Origin of the sequence: Paraburkholderia sp. GV068 (assembly GCF_003058125.1) — a bacterium.
GTDB classification, from domain to species: domain Bacteria; phylum Pseudomonadota; class Gammaproteobacteria; order Burkholderiales; family Burkholderiaceae; genus Paraburkholderia; species Paraburkholderia graminis.
Window position 1 is genome coordinate 201256 of the sequence record NZ_QBUB01000012.1, and the last position, 18089, is coordinate 219344.

Annotated in this window: 19 protein-coding genes; 5 read left to right on the forward strand and 14 right to left on the reverse strand. The window is 65.7% G+C overall.

The window, feature by feature from the left end; genetic code table 11:
- Nucleotides 1-100: 100 nt before the first annotated feature.
- The 13 genes from fliR to fliF form a co-directional block, all read right to left on the reverse strand.
- The gene (fliR, locus tag C8K18_RS23505) at nt 101-883 is read right to left on the reverse strand and encodes a flagellar biosynthetic protein FliR (RefSeq protein WP_006050932.1); all 783 of its coding nucleotides are present in this window, start codon (nt 881-883) and stop codon (nt 101-103) included.
- A 40-nt stretch (nt 884-923) separates the two neighbouring features.
- Nucleotides 924-1193, reverse strand: coding sequence for a flagellar biosynthesis protein FliQ (gene fliQ / locus C8K18_RS23510; RefSeq protein ID WP_013340831.1), 270 nt, complete (start codon nt 1191-1193; stop codon nt 924-926).
- Nucleotides 1194-1272: 79 nt separating this feature from the next.
- The gene (fliP, locus tag C8K18_RS23515; protein WP_374709670.1) at nt 1273-2067 is read right to left on the reverse strand and encodes a flagellar type III secretion system pore protein FliP; all 795 of its coding nucleotides are present in this window, start codon (nt 2065-2067) and stop codon (nt 1273-1275) included.
- A gap of 59 nt (nt 2068-2126) precedes the next feature.
- Nucleotides 2127-2753, reverse strand: a complete 627-nt coding sequence (gene fliO / locus C8K18_RS23520) for a flagellar biosynthetic protein FliO (protein WP_181324942.1) — start codon at nt 2751-2753, stop codon at nt 2127-2129.
- Nucleotides 2750-3217: a flagellar motor switch protein FliN gene (gene fliN / locus C8K18_RS23525; protein ID WP_006050936.1), complete on the reverse strand. Its 468-nt coding sequence runs from the start codon at nt 3215-3217 to the stop codon at nt 2750-2752. The genes fliO and fliN overlap by 4 nt, the downstream gene beginning before the upstream one ends.
- The gene (fliM, locus tag C8K18_RS23530; protein WP_006050937.1) at nt 3210-4208 is read right to left on the reverse strand and encodes a flagellar motor switch protein FliM; all 999 of its coding nucleotides are present in this window, start codon (nt 4206-4208) and stop codon (nt 3210-3212) included. The genes fliN and fliM overlap by 8 nt, the downstream gene beginning before the upstream one ends.
- 53 nt (nt 4209-4261) lie before the next feature.
- The gene (gene fliL / locus C8K18_RS23535; RefSeq protein ID WP_006050938.1) at nt 4262-4759 is read right to left on the reverse strand and encodes a flagellar basal body-associated protein FliL; all 498 of its coding nucleotides are present in this window, start codon (nt 4757-4759) and stop codon (nt 4262-4264) included.
- A 1203-nt stretch (nt 4760-5962) separates the two neighbouring features.
- Nucleotides 5963-7474 (reverse strand): flagellar hook-length control protein FliK, encoded by a 1512-nt coding sequence (locus C8K18_RS23545; protein ID WP_006053240.1) that lies wholly within the window; start codon nt 7472-7474, stop codon nt 5963-5965.
- 63 nt (nt 7475-7537) lie between these two features.
- Nucleotides 7538-7987 (reverse strand): flagellar export protein FliJ, encoded by a 450-nt coding sequence (gene fliJ / locus C8K18_RS23550; protein WP_006053241.1) that lies wholly within the window; start codon nt 7985-7987, stop codon nt 7538-7540.
- Between the two features lie 2 nt (nt 7988-7989).
- Nucleotides 7990-9657, reverse strand: coding sequence for a flagellar protein export ATPase FliI (fliI, locus tag C8K18_RS23555; RefSeq protein ID WP_006053242.1), 1668 nt, complete (start codon nt 9655-9657; stop codon nt 7990-7992).
- Nucleotides 9651-10334: a flagellar assembly protein FliH gene (gene fliH, locus C8K18_RS23560; RefSeq protein WP_181324941.1), complete on the reverse strand. Its 684-nt coding sequence runs from the start codon at nt 10332-10334 to the stop codon at nt 9651-9653. The genes fliI and fliH overlap by 7 nt, the downstream gene beginning before the upstream one ends.
- On the reverse strand, nt 10321-11316 hold the full coding sequence (gene fliG, locus C8K18_RS23565) for a flagellar motor switch protein FliG (protein ID WP_006053244.1): 996 nt from the start codon (nt 11314-11316) through the stop codon (nt 10321-10323). Before fliG ends, fliH begins: the two co-directional genes overlap by 14 nt.
- On the reverse strand, nt 11306-13108 hold the full coding sequence (gene fliF, locus C8K18_RS23570; RefSeq protein ID WP_107709957.1) for a flagellar basal-body MS-ring/collar protein FliF: 1803 nt from the start codon (nt 13106-13108) through the stop codon (nt 11306-11308). Before fliF ends, fliG begins: the two co-directional genes overlap by 11 nt.
- Nucleotides 13109-13343: 235 nt before the next feature.
- Between fliF and fliE the strand changes: the two genes are divergently transcribed.
- The 5 genes from fliE to C8K18_RS23595 all read left to right on the forward strand — a co-directional run bounded on the left by fliE (nt 13344) and on the right by C8K18_RS23595 (nt 16623).
- Nucleotides 13344-13694 carry a flagellar hook-basal body complex protein FliE gene (gene fliE / locus C8K18_RS23575; RefSeq protein ID WP_053858865.1) on the forward strand — a complete coding sequence of 117 codons (351 nt, stop codon included), beginning with the start codon at nt 13344-13346 and terminating at the stop codon, nt 13692-13694.
- 243 nt (nt 13695-13937) lie between these two features.
- Nucleotides 13938-14372, forward strand: a complete 435-nt coding sequence (gene fliS / locus C8K18_RS23580) for a flagellar export chaperone FliS (protein ID WP_029970932.1) — start codon at nt 13938-13940, stop codon at nt 14370-14372.
- On the forward strand, nt 14369-14695 hold the full coding sequence (locus tag C8K18_RS23585; protein WP_006053248.1) for a flagellar protein FliT: 327 nt from the start codon (nt 14369-14371) through the stop codon (nt 14693-14695). The genes fliS and C8K18_RS23585 overlap by 4 nt, the downstream gene beginning before the upstream one ends.
- Before the next feature lie 90 nt (nt 14696-14785).
- Nucleotides 14786-16252 carry a flagellar hook-length control protein FliK gene (locus C8K18_RS23590; protein ID WP_107709955.1) on the forward strand — a complete coding sequence of 489 codons (1467 nt, stop codon included), beginning with the start codon at nt 14786-14788 and terminating at the stop codon, nt 16250-16252.
- Nucleotides 16252-16623, forward strand: coding sequence for an EscU/YscU/HrcU family type III secretion system export apparatus switch protein (locus C8K18_RS23595; protein ID WP_006052541.1), 372 nt, complete (start codon nt 16252-16254; stop codon nt 16621-16623). The genes C8K18_RS23590 and C8K18_RS23595 overlap by 1 nt, the downstream gene beginning before the upstream one ends.
- 46 nt (nt 16624-16669) lie before the next feature.
- Here the strand turns inward: C8K18_RS23595 and C8K18_RS23600 are convergent, their stop codons facing one another.
- The gene (locus C8K18_RS23600; RefSeq protein ID WP_107709953.1) at nt 16670-18088 is read right to left on the reverse strand and encodes a coniferyl aldehyde dehydrogenase; all 1419 of its coding nucleotides are present in this window, start codon (nt 18086-18088) and stop codon (nt 16670-16672) included.
- Nucleotide 18089: the final 1 nt, after the last annotated feature.

Below are 18089 nucleotides of genomic sequence, written 5' to 3' on the forward strand. Positions count from 1 at the left end.
AAGAAGGGCGGAACCGGTGTGAGCCGGTTCCGCCCTTTCTGTTTTTGGCGCGTTGTTTTGACGTGCTGCTTTTACGCTGCGTTGCCGCGAAAAGCCCGGCTTATCGGAAACCGAGCGCGACGCGTCCCATCTGGTCGATGCCCACCGTGAAGAGGCGCGCAAAGAACGGAATCATGTTCGGGGTCATCAGTTGCAGAAGCAGCATACCGATCAGCATGGTGAGCGGAAAGCCGATCTGGAATACGCCGATTTGCGGCGCCGCGCGGTTCAGAATGCCGAGCGCGAGGTTGGTGATGAGCAGTGCGGCGACCACCGGCAACGACAGCAGAAGTCCCGCCGAGAAAATCGTGCTGCCGAAGTTGGCGAGCGTGCGCCAGCCAGGCGAGCCGAGAATATTCGCCGACACGGGCAGCGTATTGAAAGTAGCCAGCAGCGCGCTGATCATCTGCAGATGACCGTCGATCACGAGAAACACCAGCATCGCGATCGTGTACATGTAGGTCGACAGCACCTGGCTCGAACTGCTCGCTTGCGCATCGAAGAAGGTGGCGAAGCCGAGCCCCATGCCGAGGCCGACGAAATCGCCCGTTGCGCTGATCGCCTGAAACACGATCTGCATCGTCATGCCGAGCGCGATGCCGATCAGGAACTGGTTGACGATGATCCACACGCCCTCGGCGGAAAACACCGTGACTTGCGGCAACGCGCCGAGCGTCGGCGCGACGATGATCGTGACGAAAGCCGCCAGGCCGATCTTCACGCGCAGCGGCAGCGAGCGGTTGCCCAGCACCGGCGCGGTCGCGACCAGCGCGAGAATGCGCACGAACGGCCACAGAAACGCGGTGAGCCAGGCGTTCAGTTGCGCGTAGGTGACGGAAAACATGGCGGCGTCGTAGCTCGATGCAGGAAGGACAACGCGGCGCTCAGTTGACGAGCGTCGGAATGTTGGTAAGAGTCTGGCGCAGATAGTCGAGCATCGTGGTGAGCATCCACGGACCGGCGATCACCATCGTGACCGCGATCGCGAGCAGCTTCGGAATGAACGACAGCGTCGATTCATTGATCTGCGTGGCGGCCTGGAACAGGCTCACCACGAGACCGACCACCAGCGCGACGAGCAGAAGCGGCGCGGCGAGCAGCAGGCCGACATACATGGCCTGGTGCGCGAGTGTCATGACGGATTCAGAATTCATGGCGATTCAACCGGAAGCATCGACAACGTAAGGGACGTGAACAACAACAACAACGTGAGCGCGCGGCGCGGCGTCACGCTCAAACAAAACTTTGCGCGAGCGAGCCGAGCAGCAATTGCCAGCCGTCGACAAGCACGAACAGCATCAGCTTGAACGGCAGCGAAATCGTCGCGGGCGACACCATCATCATGCCCATCGACATCAGCACGCTCGCCACCACCATGTCGATGATGAGAAACGGAATGAAGATCGTGAAGCCGATCTGGAAGCCGGTCTTCAGTTCGCTCGTGACGAACGACGGCACCAGCAGCGACAGCGGCACATCTTCCGGACCTTGCATCGGCGCGGCGTGCGAGATGCGTGCGAACAGTGCGAGATCGCTTTCGCGCGTCTGACGCAGCATGAACGTCTTGAACGGCGCGAGGCCGCGGCTCACGGCCGTTTCCATCGGCACGGTGCCTTCGGAGAAGGGCTTGTAGCCGTCGGTATAAGCCTTGTCGAGCACCGGCGACATCACGAACAGCGTGAGAAAGAGCGCGAGGCCGACGAGCACCTGGTTAGGCGGCGTGGTCGTCGTGCCGAGCGCCTGGCGCAGCAGCGAGAGCACGATGATGATTCGCGTGAAGCTTGTCATCATCAGCACCATCGCGGGCAGGAACGACAGCATCGTGAGCAGCAGCATCGTCTGCACGCTCAGCGAATACGTGGTGCCGCCGTTCGGACCAGGGCTCGTGTTGAAGGCCGGCAAGCCGGCGGTTTGCGCGAACGAAAGCGTGGGCAGCGCGAGCATTATCGCGGGCAACACCACGGGCAACGCGACGGGTGTCGCGCGGCGCAAGCCGCGAACTGCTGCGCGGGCGGCGCGGGAGGTCATCGACGTGTATGAGTTGCTCGAGGATGACGCGCACTGCGCCGATTGAAGACTGAACTGCATTACCGAACCCCGTTGCCTTGCCCGTTGAAACGTTTGCTCACTTCGCCTTTCAAGGCGTCGCGAAAGCGCTGGCCGAAGCTGCCAGACAATGTGGTGCCGCTCGCGCCCGTGCTGCCGGTGCTGCCTGTTCCGCCCGGCGTGCCCGCTTGCGCGTTGCCGACCGTATCGATCGCGACCGAGCCGGCCGGCATCGTATGAAGCAGACGCACGTTGCCCGGCGCCGCGCCGAGTACGAGCCACGTATCGCCGATCTCGACGACCGCGACGCGCTCCTTGCCGCCGAGCGATGCGCCGCCGACCGTTTTCACGAGACCGCTGCGGCTGCCCGGCTGCAAGCCGAAGCGGCGTGCGAGCCACGCGCAGCCGAACACCAGACCGATCACGACCACGAGGCCGACGATCGTTTGCAATACCGCGCCGACGCCGAGCGCCGGAACCGCAGTGCCCACGCCGACCGTCGACGCCATCTTCGCTGCGTTGTTGACCGCGTTCATGTCGGCCGCGTGCGCGGCGAGCGGAGCGCAGAGCGCGCCGAAGCAGGCCGTTGCCGACAGCAGCGCGCGCATTGCCAGGCTGGATACGCGACGCGACGCAGGCAACACGGCGCAAACGACTGCCGGTTTCATCGATTCAACTTCCGGATACGTTCTGACGGCGTGATGATGTCGGTCAGGCGAATACCGAACTTGTCGTTCACCACCACGACTTCACCTTGCGCGATCAGGCAGCCGTTGACGAGCACGTCCATCGGCTCGCCGGCCATGCCGTCCAGTTCCACGACCGAACCTTGCGCGAGTTGCAGCAGGTTGCGGATCGCGAGCTTGGTGCGGCCGAGTTCGACGGTCATCTGGACGGGAATATCCAGAATCATGTCGATGTCGTTGCGCGTCGTGGTCGGCGCCACTTTCGACAGCGGCTGGAACACGCCGGCCGTGGTCGCGCTGATTTCGCTAGTGTTGTCGTTCTGCTCGGCGAGCGCGCTTGCCCAGTCGGCGAGCGCCGCTTCGTCCTCGGCGCTCGCCGCGTCGGCGGCAACCTGCGCCGCGGCGGCGCTCAGCGCTTCCTCGGGCTTTGCGTTCAGATCACTCATATCCACCTTCCTTCATCGTGTCGGCTGCGCTGATCATCTTCTGCACGCGCAACGCGTATTGACCATTGAAAATTCCGTAGCCGCATTCCATCACCGGCACGCCGTCGACTTTCGCCGTGATGTGCTCGGGGATGTTGATCGGCAGAACATCGCCTTTGCGCATGTTCAGGATCTGTTCGAACGTGATCGGCACCTGCGCGAGGTCGGCGGTCAGTTCGACTTCCGCCGCCTGCACCTGCTGCGACAGCACGCGGACCCAGCGGCGGTCGACTTCGAGCGCCTCGCCCTGGATCGGCGACGACAGGATGTCGCGGATCGGTTCGATCATCGAGTACGGCATGCAGATGTGCAGCGTGCCGCCCGTCGTGCCGAACTCGATCGAGAACTGCGTGACGATGACGATTTCGTTCGGCGTCGCGACGTTCGCGAACTGCGTGTGCATTTCCGAGCGCATGTATTCGAACTGCAGCGGACGCACGCTTTTCCACGACGCCGCGTAGTGTTCGAACGTCAGGTTCAGCAGCTTCATGATGATGCGCTGCTCGGTCTGCGTGAAATCGCGGCCTTCCACTCGAGTGTGGAAACGCCCGTCGCCGCCGAACAGATTGTCGACCACGAAGAACACCAGGTTCGGGTCGAACACGAACAGCGACGTGCCGCGCAACGGCTTGATGTGGACCAGGTTCAGGTTGGTCGGGATCGGCAGGTTGCGGGTGAACTCGCTGTACTTCTGCACCTTCACCGGACCGACGGAGATTTCCGCCGAACGCCGCATGAAGTTGAAGATGCCGACGCGCAAGAGTCGCGCGAAGCGGTCGTTAATGATTTCGAGGCCGGGCATCCGGCCGCGGACGATCCGTTCCTGCGTCGCGATGTTGTAGGGACGTACGCCTACACGCTCGCTTTGCTCGGCTTCAGAGTCGGACTCGCCGGTTACGCCTTTGAGGAGGGCATCGACCTCCTCCTGGGACATGAATTCTTCGTGGCCCATTCCTTATTCCTCGTGCATACCGTGACGTTGGATGATGGCAGTGCGCAAGCGCGTCACTGCACGACGAATTCGGTGAACAGCACGTCCTGGACGTGGATCGGCGCCGCGCCCTTGTCGGTCGGCTGCTCGATCAGCGTGCGCAGTTCGGTGGCGAGCGCGTGCTTGCCTTCGAGCGGCGCCAGTTCATCGGGATGATGGTTCGACAGCGCGAGCAGAATGCGGCTGCGGATTTCCGGCATGTGTTCGGTGAGCTCCGGCGTCGTCTTCGGATCGGTGAGCTTGAGCGTGAGGCCGATGCGCAGGAAGTGCTGCTGGCCGTCGTCCGACTGGAGGTTGACCGTCATCGATTCGAGCGGGAAAAACGTGGGTGCCGGAGCGGGCGCCGGCGCGGCAGCCGTGGCGGCGGCCGGAGCGCGCTTCGACATGAAGAACCACACGCCTGCGCCGGTCGCGCCCGCGGCGACGACAGCGATGAGGGCGATCAGGATGATGCGTTTCATGGGGCCCGGGGAAGCGGGCGCGACTTGCTGATTTGCGGGAGTGGTAGCCATGAGGTTTGCTGTGCTTGCCGTTAGTGCTGGTGATAGTGATTGTTGTTGATTTGCCTGCGGCGCGATGGGTCGAACAGAAGGGTTAATGCGGGCTATCTCTGGTTTTTGGGCCCTGCGGGCCGGCTTTGGTTTTTTGTTGGTCTGGATGGGGGTTGGGGGGGGGGGGGGTTAACCCCGTTGGCCTTTCCGTGATTTCATGGTGGTCTATTGGTGTTGCCCCTGTGCGGGGCGGCACTCACTTTCTTTGCCGCCGCAAAGAAAGTAAGCAAAGAAAGCGGGCTCACACCGGTGGCTTATAAGTGGGTCCCACTGGCTTTCTTTGGCCTTTCCTTGATTTCGCGGTGGTCTATTTCGCGTTGCCCCTGTGCGGGGCGGCACTCACTTTCTTTGCCGCCGCAAAGAAAGTAAGCAAAGAAAGCGGGCTCACACCGCCAGCTTATAGGTGGGTCCCTTGGTTGGGAGAGGGCGGTGGTGCGTTTGACATCCGTGCCCTCGCGCATTCGGCGCTCGTGACAAGGCAGTCATGCTTCCCGCCTCGCACTGCGTGCTCGCCGGAAGGGTTCGCTTATACCGCCCGCTTGCGTTTTTGCGCGGTGAGGGCCATCGGCTTCGCCTCGGCGAGGCGCCGGCGGGGCGATCACTTTGCTTGGCGGGAAGCTAAATGCGTGCGTTCCGCTCGCGCTTTTGAAGAACGCGGCGGCGGAGCCAGAAGAGCGCGAAGCGCCGCGACGGTTCGCGTCGCGGGGAACCGCAGAGTCCTCGCGACGACTCGCGGCCCGCGACACGGCCGAATGCGCGATGGTTTTGGGAACGACCGCTGCGGCGCGCGAAGCGTCGCCGGAAGAATGACTGCCTTGTCACGAGCGCCGAATGTGCGAGAGCACGGATGTCAAACGCGCCACTGCCGTCTCCGAACCGGGGAACCCATCTACAAGCTGGCGGTGTGAGCCCGCTTTCTTTGCTTACTTTCTTTGCGGCGGCAAAGAAAGTGAGTGCCGCCCCGCACAGGGGCAACGCCAATAGACCACCATGAAATCAAGGAAAGGCCAAAGCGAGCCAGTGGGGCCCACTTATAAGCCACCGGTGCTTTGCGGCGGCAAAGAAAGTGAGTGCTGCCCCGCACAGGGGCAACGCCAATAGACCACCGCGAAATCAAGGAAAGGCCAAAGGGGTAAAAAACAGCGCCCCCGGCAAAGCAAAAGCTCAGGCAAACGTATCCACAAGCCCAACACTACGCCGCCCACCGGCATCACCAGCAGCCACAACCACCCCGGCCCCGGCGGCCCCAGCCTCACCCCCAAAACCCCGCGCGGAGCGCCCCCCGCCAGAACTGGCACTTTGCTGCTGCTGCCCACCCTGCCGCCCAAACCCATCACTGACACTCGCGCTGCCGAGCCCAATCCCATTCGCCTCCATAGCCTCGCGCAGCTTCGGCAAAGCGGCCTCCACGGCCTCCCGCACCTGCTGATGCTGCGAAACAAACAACGCATGCGCATGGTTATCGGCGACCTGCAATACAACCTGCAACGGCCCAAGATCCTTCGGATTCAACGTCAGCTCGGCGCTCTGCGAATGCGCATTCGACAGGAACACCACCTTCTGGCTCAACGCCTCCTCCCAGTCGGTCGTGCCGACCTGCGGTCCCAGTGCATTCGCCGCGGCCGCCGCGCTCGCGGTGCCCGTCGTTTGCACGGCCGCCGTGGTGTTTGCGGCGCTCGCGGCCGCCTGGCTCGCGGCCAGCGCGGCCGTCGCCGCGTCGGCGGCATTCTTGAACGATGCCAGGTCGTCTGTCTGCGCGCCCGCCGCTCCCGTCGATGTCAACGCGCCCGCCACAGCGGCCGATGCCGCCGCCGTCGGATCGGCAACGGTCGTACCGTTCGCCGCCGTCCCCAATGCGCCGCGCGCCCCGGCCGAGCCCTTGCCGCCGCCGGACGACCCGGCCTCCAGCGTCTTGCTCGTCGCGTCGTTCAGCGAAGCGTTCGCGCTCGCCAGACCGTTCGCCGCCGCGGCGGCTGCCGCGCCGCTCGCGAGAGCCTGCGACGGAGCCACAGCCTGGCCGTTCGCCAGCGCCGCGAGCGCGGCCTGCAACGAGTCCTGCAGCGATTTCGGATCGGTCGGCGTCTTCTTGCCGGGCGTGCCGGCAGGTGCGGTGTCGGTGGCCGCGCCGGTTGCGGTCGGGTCCGCGTTCGTCGATGCCGCCAGATTGACGCCGGCCGGATCGGCGGCGCTCGCGTCGGCCTGGGCTTGCGCCTGCGCCTGAGCGGCAGCGGCAGCGGCTGCGGCGCCGGCGTCGTTTGCGCTCGCGGCATTGGCCGGCTTCGGCGGCGTGTCGCCGTTCTTGTCCGTCGATGCCTGCTGCGGCTTGTCCGCCGGCGCCGCGGACGATGCCGCGTCGGTCGCGCTGCTGTCCTTGCTGTCGCTCTTCGCGTCGTCGGCGCTCTTCGTCGTGGAATCGTCCGGCGGCGGCGCGTCGTGCACGCTCGAGCCCTGCGAGATGTCCGCGGAAGAGGGCTGCGGCACGGCGGCCTTCACGCTTGCAGCGCTATGTGCGGCCGCACTTGAAGCCGCACTGTTCTGCAAATCAATGTTCTGCTGCAGCGTTTGCGAAAACGGCTTCGCGCTAGCAGCGGCAAGCGCCGCCGCATTGCTGGACTTACTGGTGGAGCTGCTGCCGGTCGAGCCGAGCAGCGAGCCGATCTGTGAAAGAAACGACATAAGTGTCCTGTCAATCCGTCAAAGGGTACGGTGTCGAGTCAGTGTGTCGAGGCGGCGCGGGCGTCAGGCGCCTTCCGCGCGCATCCTCAGGATTCGTGCCGCGTGTTCGTCGGCGTCGCGCTGATCGCGCCGCGCCACGACCTTCGCCTCGGCGGCTTCGCCGCGCGCCTGCAGCACTTCGTACGAGCCGAGCTTCTGCTTCTGACGCTGCCAGTCGGGCTTGGCTGCCTCGACTCGCGCGTTCGCGGTCACGAGCAGGTTACGCTGCTGCTCGATGGCCGCGTCGAGTGTGTCGATGAACGCCTGGAAATTGCGCATGTTGCCGGCGGGCATGCCCGCTTGCGCGGTCGCGGTGAAACGCGCGTGGTATTCGTCGCGGTACTGCACGAGGGCGTTCAGCTGCGCCTCGACGTCGTTGCGCTCGCGCTGCGCGCGGCCAAGACGTTGAGCGGCGGCGTCGACATCGTCCTGCGCGAGGCCAATCAGCGTCTTGATCGGAAAGTGTTTCGCCATCGTCAGGCTCCTTGGGCAAACAGCGCGTCCAGCATCTCGATACTCGGTTCAAAGTTCGCGCACTCGCGAAAGCCCTGTTGCAGGAAGGCTTCCATCCGCGGATACAGCGCGATCGCGCGGTCGAGCAGCGCGTCGCGCCCGCTCGAATAAGCGCCGACGTTGATCAGATCGCGGTTGCGCTGATAGCGCGACAGCATCTGCTTGAACATACGCGTTTTGTCCAGATGGTTATCGTCGATCAGCGCGGTCATTGCCCGGCTAATCGACGCTTCGATGTCGATCGCCGGATAGTGGCCGGCTTCCGCGAGCGAGCGCGACAGCACGATATGGCCGTCGAGAATCGCGCGCGCGGAATCGGCGATCGGGTCCTGCTGGTCGTCGCCTTCGGTCAGCACGGTATAGAACGCGGTGATCGAGCCGCCGCCCGCCGGCCCGTTGCCGGTTCGTTCGACGAGCGCCGGCAGCTTCGCGAACACCGAAGGCGGATAGCCCTTGGTGGCGGGCGGCTCGCCCACGGCGAGCGCGATCTCGCGCTGCGCCATCGCGTAACGGGTCAGCGAATCCATCAGCAGCAGCACGTGCTTGCCCTGATCGCGGAAATACTCGGCGAGCGACGTCGAATACGCGGCGGCCTGCATCCGCAGGAGCGGCGAAACGTCGGCGGGCGCGGCGATCACGACGGAGCGCGCGAGACCTTCCTCGCCGAGAATCTGTTCGATGAATTCCTTCACTTCGCGGCCGCGTTCGCCGATCAGGCCGATCACGATCACTTCGGCGCTGGTATAGCGCGCCATCGTGCCGAGCAGCACCGATTTACCGACGCCCGAACCCGCGAAGAGGCCCATGCGCTGCCCGCGTCCGACGGTCAGCAGCGCATTGATCGCGCGCACGCCGACGTCGAGCACCTTGTGAATCGGCTCACGATTCAACGGATTGATGACCGGCGCGGACAGCGGCGCATCGGCATGCGCGCCGAGCGGGCCGAGTCCGTCGAGCGGACGGCCCGACGCATCGAGCACGCGGCCGAGCAATTCCCAGCCGACCGGCAGACGCTTCGCGCCCGCCATCGGGTCGGCAATCGGCGCGCTCTCCAGCGGATAGACACGCGCGCCGGGCAACAGGCCGATCACTTCGGTGGTCGGCATCAGAAAGAGTTTGTCGCCGGAGAAGCCGACCACTTCGGCTTCGGCCATCGGCAGCGAACTGCCGAGTGGCAGTTCGATCATCACTTCCGCGCCCACCGAGAGGCGTAGGCCGACTGCTTCAAGCACGAGACCCGCGGCGCGCGTGAGGCGCCCGCATGCGCGCATCGGCTTGGCGATCGCGTTGCGCGCGCGCAGCGCGTCGAGCCGGCCGCGCCACGCTTGCATGTGCGGATTGCTGTCGAGCGCGGGATCGTAGGGCGCGGCAGCCGTTGCTTTCGAGGCGGCGCGCGCGAGACCTGCTGCGTCCGGTGCCGACTCGCGGCTCGCGGCGGCGCCCGTCAGCGGATGGGCGTGATTGGCAGCAGCCACGTCTTCAGTCGCTTGAGCGAACACCGCGGCGTCAGGAGCCGCGTCCGCAAACGACGTTTCGGCAAGCGCCTCCGCGCCGAACGACGCCAGCGCCAGCTCACGTTCGAGCGGCGTCAGGTCGCTTGCGCGGATTTCCTCGAGCGTCGGCTTCACCATGTACTCACTTTGCCGAGCGCCGCGGCGACGCGTTCCCAGCGTGTATCGATGCCGGCATCGACCTCGCCGCTCGCGGCCTGCGCGCGGCAGCCGCCGCGCTCCACGGCCGGGTCGGTGCGCACGGTCCAGCCGCGCGTTTGCAGTTCTTCCATCAGATACGCTTCGACCACGGGCAGATCGGCGGGACTCACGATCAGCGCGGGCGCGCCCGTCAACGCCGGTTCGGCGGCGAGCACTTCGCGCGCGGCGGCGATCAGCGCGGTCGGGTCGTGCTGCACATGCTGGCGCACCACCTGTTGCGCGATGTCGAGCGCGAGCGAGACGAGCGTCTCCGAGATCGCGCCTTGTGCGCCGTCGAGCGCGGCCTTGAACGTTTCGGCAAGCGCCGCAAGCCGCGCGGCTTCCTCGCGCGCTTCGCTTCGGCCTTGCTCGAAGCCCTGCGCGTGGCCTTGCTCGTAACCCGCCTGGTAGCCGAGCGCCTGACCGGCGACGTGGCCGGACGCGATGCCCTGCGCGTGCGCGGCTTCGCGCAGGCGCTCGAGTTCGGCTTCGAACGCGGCTTCGTCGGCCTCGGAATTCGGCGGCGCGGGCGGCACCGGATCGAACGAGGCCATCTCCCAGCGCTGGTAGGCCGAGAGGCTCGCCTTCGCCGCGGAGTTGCGATTAGACATATGCATCTTCCGCCTTGCCGCCAATCACAATCTGACCGCTTTCCGCCAGATTGCGCACGATTTGCAGGATGCGGCGCTGTTGCGTCTCGACTTCGGAGACGCGGACCGGGCCGCGCGCGTCGAGGTCTTCGGCGAGCAGTTCGGCTGCGCGCTGCGACATGTTCGACAGGAACTTCTGACGCAGCGCGGGCGCCGCGCCCTTCAGCGAGATGATCAGCGCTTCGGACTCGACTTCCTTCAGCAGCAACTGGATCGCGCGGTCTTCCAGGTCGAGCAGGTTCTCGAACACGAACATCTGATCGACGATCTTCTGCGCGAGTTCCGCGTCGTACTGGCGGACGTTCTCGATGACGCCTTCCTCGTGATTGCTCGACATGAAGTTGAGGATTTCCGCCGCCGTGCGAATGCCGCCCATCGGGCTGCGCTTGAGGTTGTCGCTGCCCGACAGCAGGTGCGTGAGCACGTCGTCGAGTTCGCGCAGCGCGGCCGGCTGAATGCCGTCGAGCGTCGCGATTCGCAACAGCACGTCGTTACGCAGACGCTCCGTGAAGCACGCGACGATTTCCGACGCCTGATCGCGGTCCAGGTGAACGAGGATTGTCGCGATGATCTGCGGATGCTCGTTCTTGATCAGCTCCGCGACCGCCGGCGAATCCATCCACTTCAGGCCCTCGATACCGCTGGTATCGCTGCCTTGCAGAATGCGGTCGATGATCGCGCCGGCCTTGTCGTCGCCGAGCGCCTTCGTCAGCACCGAACGGATGTACTCGTTCGAATCGAGCGACATGCCGGTGTGCTTCTCCGCCTCGCGCACGAACTCGTGCAGCACGACGTCGATCTCCTCGCGGGTCACGGCCTTCATGGCGGCCATCGCGACGCCGATCTTCTGGACTTCGCGCGGTCCGAGAAACTTGAATACCTGCGCGGCTTCTTCTTCGCCGATCGACATCAGCAGAAGCGCGCTCTTCATTACGCCTTCAGCGCTCATCGGTCACCCAATTCTTGACGACAGTTGCAACGATCTTCGGATCCTGGCGCGCGATGCTGCGCGCGAACTCCAGGTTCCGCTCATATTTGTGTTTCGCGTTTTCCAGCGCCTGCAGCTCTGCGTCGCCGTTGTCCATTTCGAGCGCGGCGTTGCCGGCCCGCTCGGCGGCCGGAATGCCGTCGAGCAGAATCGGCTCGTCGGGCGACGGCAGAGCTGCGGCGACGACCGGCTCCGGCGGCGGGAACGCGCGGCGCAGCGCCGGCTTCACCATCACGAAGTACAGGAACAGGGCCACTGCGCCGATGCCGAGATACGTCGCGATCTGCTTGTAGAGCGCCAGCATGTCCGGCGTGCGCCACCACGGCAGGTCGGCGTTCGGGTCGAGCGCGGTGGTGAACGGGCTGTTGACCACGTTGACCGAGTCGCCGCGCTGCGCGTCGAAGCCCATCGCGTCCTTCACGAGCTGGTTCACTTGCGCGAGCTTGTCGGCGGTGACCGGCTGCATCGTCGCGTGACCCTTGGCGTCGACCACGCGCAGATAGTTGACCACCACCGCCACCGACAGACGCTTGATGCCGCCCATCGGCTGCTCCAGATGACGCACGGTTTTGTCGAGCTCGTAGTTGGTCGTCATGTCCTTGCGGTCGCTGACCGGGGTCGTCGTCACGCCGCCGCTTGCGCCGGCGGGCGCATTGATCGGCGCGGATGCCGGCTGCGGCGGCTGGTTCGACAGCGCGCCCGGCACGCCCGAGGCGCCGCCTTGCGACATTTCGGTTGCGGTGCTCGATTGCTGGCTGCGAATCGCGGCCTGTTGCGGATTGCCGTTCGGGCCGTAGTTTTCCGACGTCTGTTCGCTGCGCGAGAAGTCGATGTCGGCGCTCACCTGCGAATGCGCATTGCCGGAGCCGAACAGCGGCGCGAGGATCGCGTCGATGCGCTGCTGCGTGCTGCGCTCGATCTGCTGGCGATACTTCAGTTGCGACGCGTCGAGCCCGCCGCCCACCGACGGCTGCGTCAGCAGATTGCCGTCCTGGTCGAGAATGGTCACGCCCTTGACCGGCATTTCCGGCACCGCCGACGACACCATATGCGTGATCGCAAGCACCTGGCCTTCGTCGAGCGCGCGGCCCGGATACAGATTGACGAGCACCGACGCCGACGGCGCTTCCTTGTCGCGCACGAACACGGAGGGCTTCGGAATCGCCAGATGGACGCGCGCCGACTTCACCGACGAAACCGATTCGATCGTGCGTTCCAGCTCGCCTTCGAGCGCGCGCTGATAGTTGATCTGCTCGGCGAACTGGCTGATGCCGAACTTCTGGTTGTCCATCAGTTCAAAGCCGACCGAGCCGCTCTTCGGCAATCCCTGCGATGCAAGGCGCAGGCGCATCTCATGCACCTGCTCGGACGGCACGAGGATCGCGCCGCCGGCCTCGGAGAACTTGTACGGAATGTTCGCCTGCTGGAGCGCCGTGATGATGGCGCCGCCGTCGCGGTCGGACAGGTTGCTGTAGAGCACCTTGTAGTCCGGCGCGCGCGACCAGAGGAACAGGCCCGCGACCACGGCGACGAGCAGCGCGACCGCGAAGATGAGCGGCGCGCGCGGGTTGCCGCGCATCTGCGCGAGACCGGACAGGCGCTGACCAAAATTGCCGCCGAGGCCGCCACCGAGGCCGCCCAGGTCTGCATTGCCGCCGGGCTGGCCGGCGCCCGCCGCCGCCGCGCCGGGCTGCGCGCCGGCGAGGCCCATGCGGGCGTCGGGGTTGATCAAAGAGTTGGCTGACGAATCCATGCGTCGGGTTTCTCCGGGATGCCTTTGCGTTCTGCCGCTATGTCGCGCCGAGAGCCGACGGGAGTATGGACAGAGACTTTCACGACTGAAATTATCCGCACGGCAGACGCGCCCGATTGCTTGAATAGAGCCGGGTTTCCCCCCTAGTTTCGGGGCTTTCCCGTAAAGCCCGCTGCTATGCTTTCGTCCAGATCGGTACGGTTTGGTCGTGCCGCTCGTCATTACTGGAGAGAACATGACTTTGCCCGTGAACGCGATTTCGTCGGCGCTGCAACAGTTGCATTCGATGGCTGCGCAGGCGACCGGCGGCAGCACCGCGGCGGCCGGCGCTTCGGCCGCAGGGGAGTCCGGCGCGGCCACGGCCGGCGGCTTTGCGTCGGCGCTCAAGGCCTCGCTGGACAAGATCAGCGGCGATCAGACCAAGGCGATCGGCGAATCGCAGGCGTTCGAGCTCGGCGCGTCGAACGTGTCGCTAAACGACGTGATGGTCGACATGCAGAAGGCCAACGTCGGCTTCCAGTTCGGCCTGCAGGTGCGCAACAAGCTGGTGTCCGCCTACAACGACATCATGCAGATGCAGGTCTGAACGCTGGCGGCTGCGGTGGCAAGAATGTTCCGCCCGCCACGGCCGCAACCTGCTGCATGCGCCGCGCCGCTCGCCTGAGCATGCGCGAGCACGCGCGGCCTGACCCCTTAATCCTCCTTACACCGGCCTAAAGCTTTCTCGCTGCGTATCCGATAACCAGATACAGGCATGAATCCGGGACGCGGCGACGCATCCCGATGGGCTGCCACGACCAACCGTAGTTGCAATTGAGGAGGAGCGCCGATGTTTTCCCCAGGACACTCTGGAGCCAATGCGTACGCACGCGTGGGCGTCGAGACAGGGGTGATGGGCGCGAGTCCGCATCGTCTGATCGTGATGCTGTATCAGGGAGCCAGGCAGGCTATCGCGCAAGCACGGATGCACGTGCAGCAGGGCAATGTCGCCGGTCGTGGAGAGGCGATCGGCAAGGCGATTCAGATCGTCGAAAGCGGGCTGCAGCAGTCGCTCAACCTTGAGGTGGGCGGCGAGATTGCGCAGCGGTTGAACGCGCTATATAGCTATATGTCGCGCCGGCTGCTGGAAGCCAATATAAAAGCGAGCGAGGCAATGCTGGTCGAGGTCGACGGTCTACTGGCGACGCTCGAAGAGGCATGGATCGGGATTGCCCCGGAGATAGCGCGGATGGCTGCCCAGCCGGCCGCGGAAAGCATGAGATGACATCGAACGCAGAATATTTTGCCCGCTACGAGGCCATCGCAGCGTTGTCCTGCCGCATGCTGATGGCTGCCCGACGCGCCCTGTGGAACGACCTGGTGCACTTGCAGGAAGAATACCGGCAACTCGTGGACGCGCTGAAAGAGGCGGAGACGGGCGTCAAGCTCGACGAGACGGAGCGCCTGCGCAAGTACGCGCTGATCCGCCAGATTCTCGCCGACGACGCCGCGATCCGCGACCTCGCCAATCCGAGCCTCGCGAAGCTGTCGGCGCTGTTCGGCGGACGGCCGTCGCGGGTGCTGAAGGAGCTTTACGGCGCGCGCTGACGGTGGCCGCGATCTAGCCGCGATGCAGCCGCGAGGCGCCTGACTGAACGAATTTGAGCGCGCTGCCGCCAATGTGACCAAGGAATCGGCATGAACGGAATCGACACGGCCCTCGCATCGCTGCTCGCGACCCGCGTCGACAGCCTGCTGAACATTGGTCCCGGCAGCGCCGCCACCACGCAAACCGGCGCGCCGGACGTCGAGACCGCGCCGACCACTTCGGCTCCGCTCGCCCCGCCCGCGCCGCCGCAGCCTTCGGCGCAAACGGCCTTGTCCGCTGTCGCGCTCACGCTCAACGCGATCGTGCGTTCGGGCGGCGAGGCGACTCCGGCGATTGTCGGCCAGACGCCGATCTGGCCCGCCGCTCCCGCACTCGACGTCGAAGTCGGCGCCTTGCCGGTTTTCGACGCGCCTGCTGCTCCCAATCTCGCTTCGAACGCCGCTGCATCGGCGGCCACTGCCAATGTCGCGGCGGCGCAAGTGCCCGTTGCGGCGCTCGCGGCCGCGCTTGCGCAGACGGTCGGCGACAGCGGTCTCTTCTACGAAGCGCATCTCGCCCAATGGCTGAGCGGCCAGCGCTCGCCGGAGACGCTCGCCGGCGAGGCGCAGAACAAGCTCGTGGCGGCGTCGGCGCAATTGCCGTTGAACTGGGGAAGCGCTGCCGGCGATGCGTCGTCTGCGGCTGCTGGTGCCGGTGCCGGCGCCAAGCCGGGCATGGGCGCGGCGCCGAACGGGGCGGCTGACGGTGCGACGCCGAACGCGGGCAATTTCGCGAATTCCGCGAACTCGGCCAATGCGAATGCCGGCACGAGCGCCGGCCGCGCGATGCCGTCGATCGACACGGCGCACGCCGCGCGTTTCGCCGCCGGTGAAGTGCTCGCGAGTTCGCTGTCCGACCTGAACGGTCAATCGACGCATGCCGGTTTGCACAACGCCGCGTCGGCAGCGGCGGACGGCAGCTCGCAGCAGACGGCGCAAGCCGCCGCGGTTCATCCGGCGACGGTGCCGCTTGTGCGTCAGCAGCTCGATCTGCTTGCGACCGGCCAGTTTCGCTGGACCGGCGAAGCGTGGCCCGGCGCGAAACTCGACTGGACCATCGAACAGGACGGCGACGAGTGGGACCGCAGCGGCGGCGGCACGGCGAGCGAAGAGGATCAGCCGTGGCGCACGCGGCTGACGCTGTCGCTGCCGACGCTCGGCACCGTCGACGCCGAATTGACCTTGACCGGCATGCGCCTCGTCGCGCGCGTGCAGGCAAGTCCGGGCGGCGCGGCGCGGCTTGCGATGCAGGGCGAGGGCTTTCGTCAGCGGCTCGCGGCGGCGGGCATCCAGTTGCACGGGTTGACGATTCGCGAGATCGGCGGCGGCGCGCCTGCGACGGGCGCGGCGACGGCGAGCGCTGCGGCGGCCGCTCAGGCAGCGGCGTCGGCGTATGCGCGATCGGCCTCGGCGGGCGCGGGTGCTGGGGCTTCGTCGGCGGCGGGGAATGGCGGGGCAAACACGGCGGCAGAAAAGGGCCGGCGCGCGCCGCCGGACGATTTCGACTGGGACATGTGATGAGCCGCAAACATCGCCGCAGCGCGGCTGCGCTCGTCTACGACGCCAATGGCGGCGATCCCGCGCCGCGCGTGATCGCGAAGGGCTACGGCATGCTCGCCGACATGATCGTGCAGCGCGCGAAGGAAGCCGGGCTGTACGTGCATGAAGCGCCCGAAATGGTCTCGCTGCTGATGCAGGTGGACCTCGACGCGCGCATTCCGCCGCAGCTTTATCAGGCGGTCGCCGAATTGCTGGCGTGGCTGCATCGACTGGAAAGCGGAGCGGAGCGCGAGCCGCCGCAGGCCGCGTCGGGCAGCGCGAAGAGCGGTGTGGAGGATGTCACCGATGTTGTTGCGGTCGACATCGATGGTGCGGGTGACGGGCGGTGAGCTTCGGCGTAACCGCGCCACTGCGCAACCATGCAGCGAGCCGCAATCAAAACCGCATCATCAACCTCAACAGCGCATTGACGCGCTTGCCGTAAGGTGGCGCGATCCATCCGCGCGCGTTCAGACGCGCCTGCGTCAACACTGGCTTCATCTTCGAAAACGTCACGAAGCCTTCGTAGCCGTGATAAGCGCCCATTCCGCTGGCTCCCACGCCGCCGAACGGCAGGCTTTCGCAGGCCAGATGCATCAGCGTTTCGTTGATCGCCATGCCGCCCGCGATGGTTTCGTGCGTGACGCGCTCGATGGTCGCATCGTCGTCCGCATACAGATAAAGCGCGAGCGGGCGCGGCCGTGCGTTTATCCACGCGATCGCGTCGTCGAGCGTGTCATACGGGACGATCGGCAGCAGCGGCCCGAAAATTTCCTCTCGCATCAACTCGCAATCGGCGGGCGCATTCGTCACGGCGACAGGCGGAAAGCGGCGGCTCGCCGCATCCGGCGCGCTGTCGGTGAGCGGATGCAACTGCGCGCCAGCGGCCTCGGCTTCGTCCGCGAGACGCTCGAGCCGCTCGAAGTGGCGCGGCGAAATAATCGACGTGTAATCCGGGTTGTGCGTGAAGCCGGGGTACATCTTCGCCATCCGCACGCGCGCCCGGTCGATGAAAGCCTGCTCCTTGCCGCGCGGCACCAGCACGTAGTCTGGCGCGACGCAGGTCTGCCCGGCGTTGAGCGTCTTACCGGCGATCAGGTTATCCACGGCATTCTCGAAACGCGCGTGCGCGCCGATGATCGCCGGCGATTTGCCGCCGAGTTCGAGGGTGACCGGCGTCAGATGCTCGGCGGCGGCGCGCATGACCTCGTGGCCGATTTTCGTCGATCCCGTGAACAGCAGATGATCGAAGGGCTGCGCGCTGAACGCAGCGGCGAGCGCGGCATCGCCGTTGACGACCGCGACGTGATCGCGTGCAAAGGTCTGGCCGATCAACTGCTCGAACAACGCGGACGTGCGCGGCGTTAGTTCGGACATCTTGACGATCGCGCGATTGCCGGCGGTGAGCGCGCTGATGAGCGGCCCGGCGGCAAGCAGCACCGGATAATTCCACGGCACGATGATGCCGACCACGCCAAGCGGCTGCGGCACCACTTTCGCGCGGGCCGGCAGCAGCCATTTGTTGGTGCGGCGGCGCTGCGCTTTCATCCACCGTTTGCCGTGGCGCAGGGCCGCGTCGATTTCCTCTTTCACCAGCAGGAATTCCGCAAGCAGCACTTCCTGTTTCGCACGATTGCCGAAGTCGGCGCTCATCGCGTCGGCGAGCGCGTCGCGATTATCGAGCAGCACTTTGCGCAGCGCTTGCAGATGCGCCGCGCGCGTTTCCCACGACGGATATGGCGCGCGCAAATACGCATGACGCTGATCGCCAAGCAGCGCTTGCAGCGCGGCGACCTCGGGCAAGTCGTTCTTCATT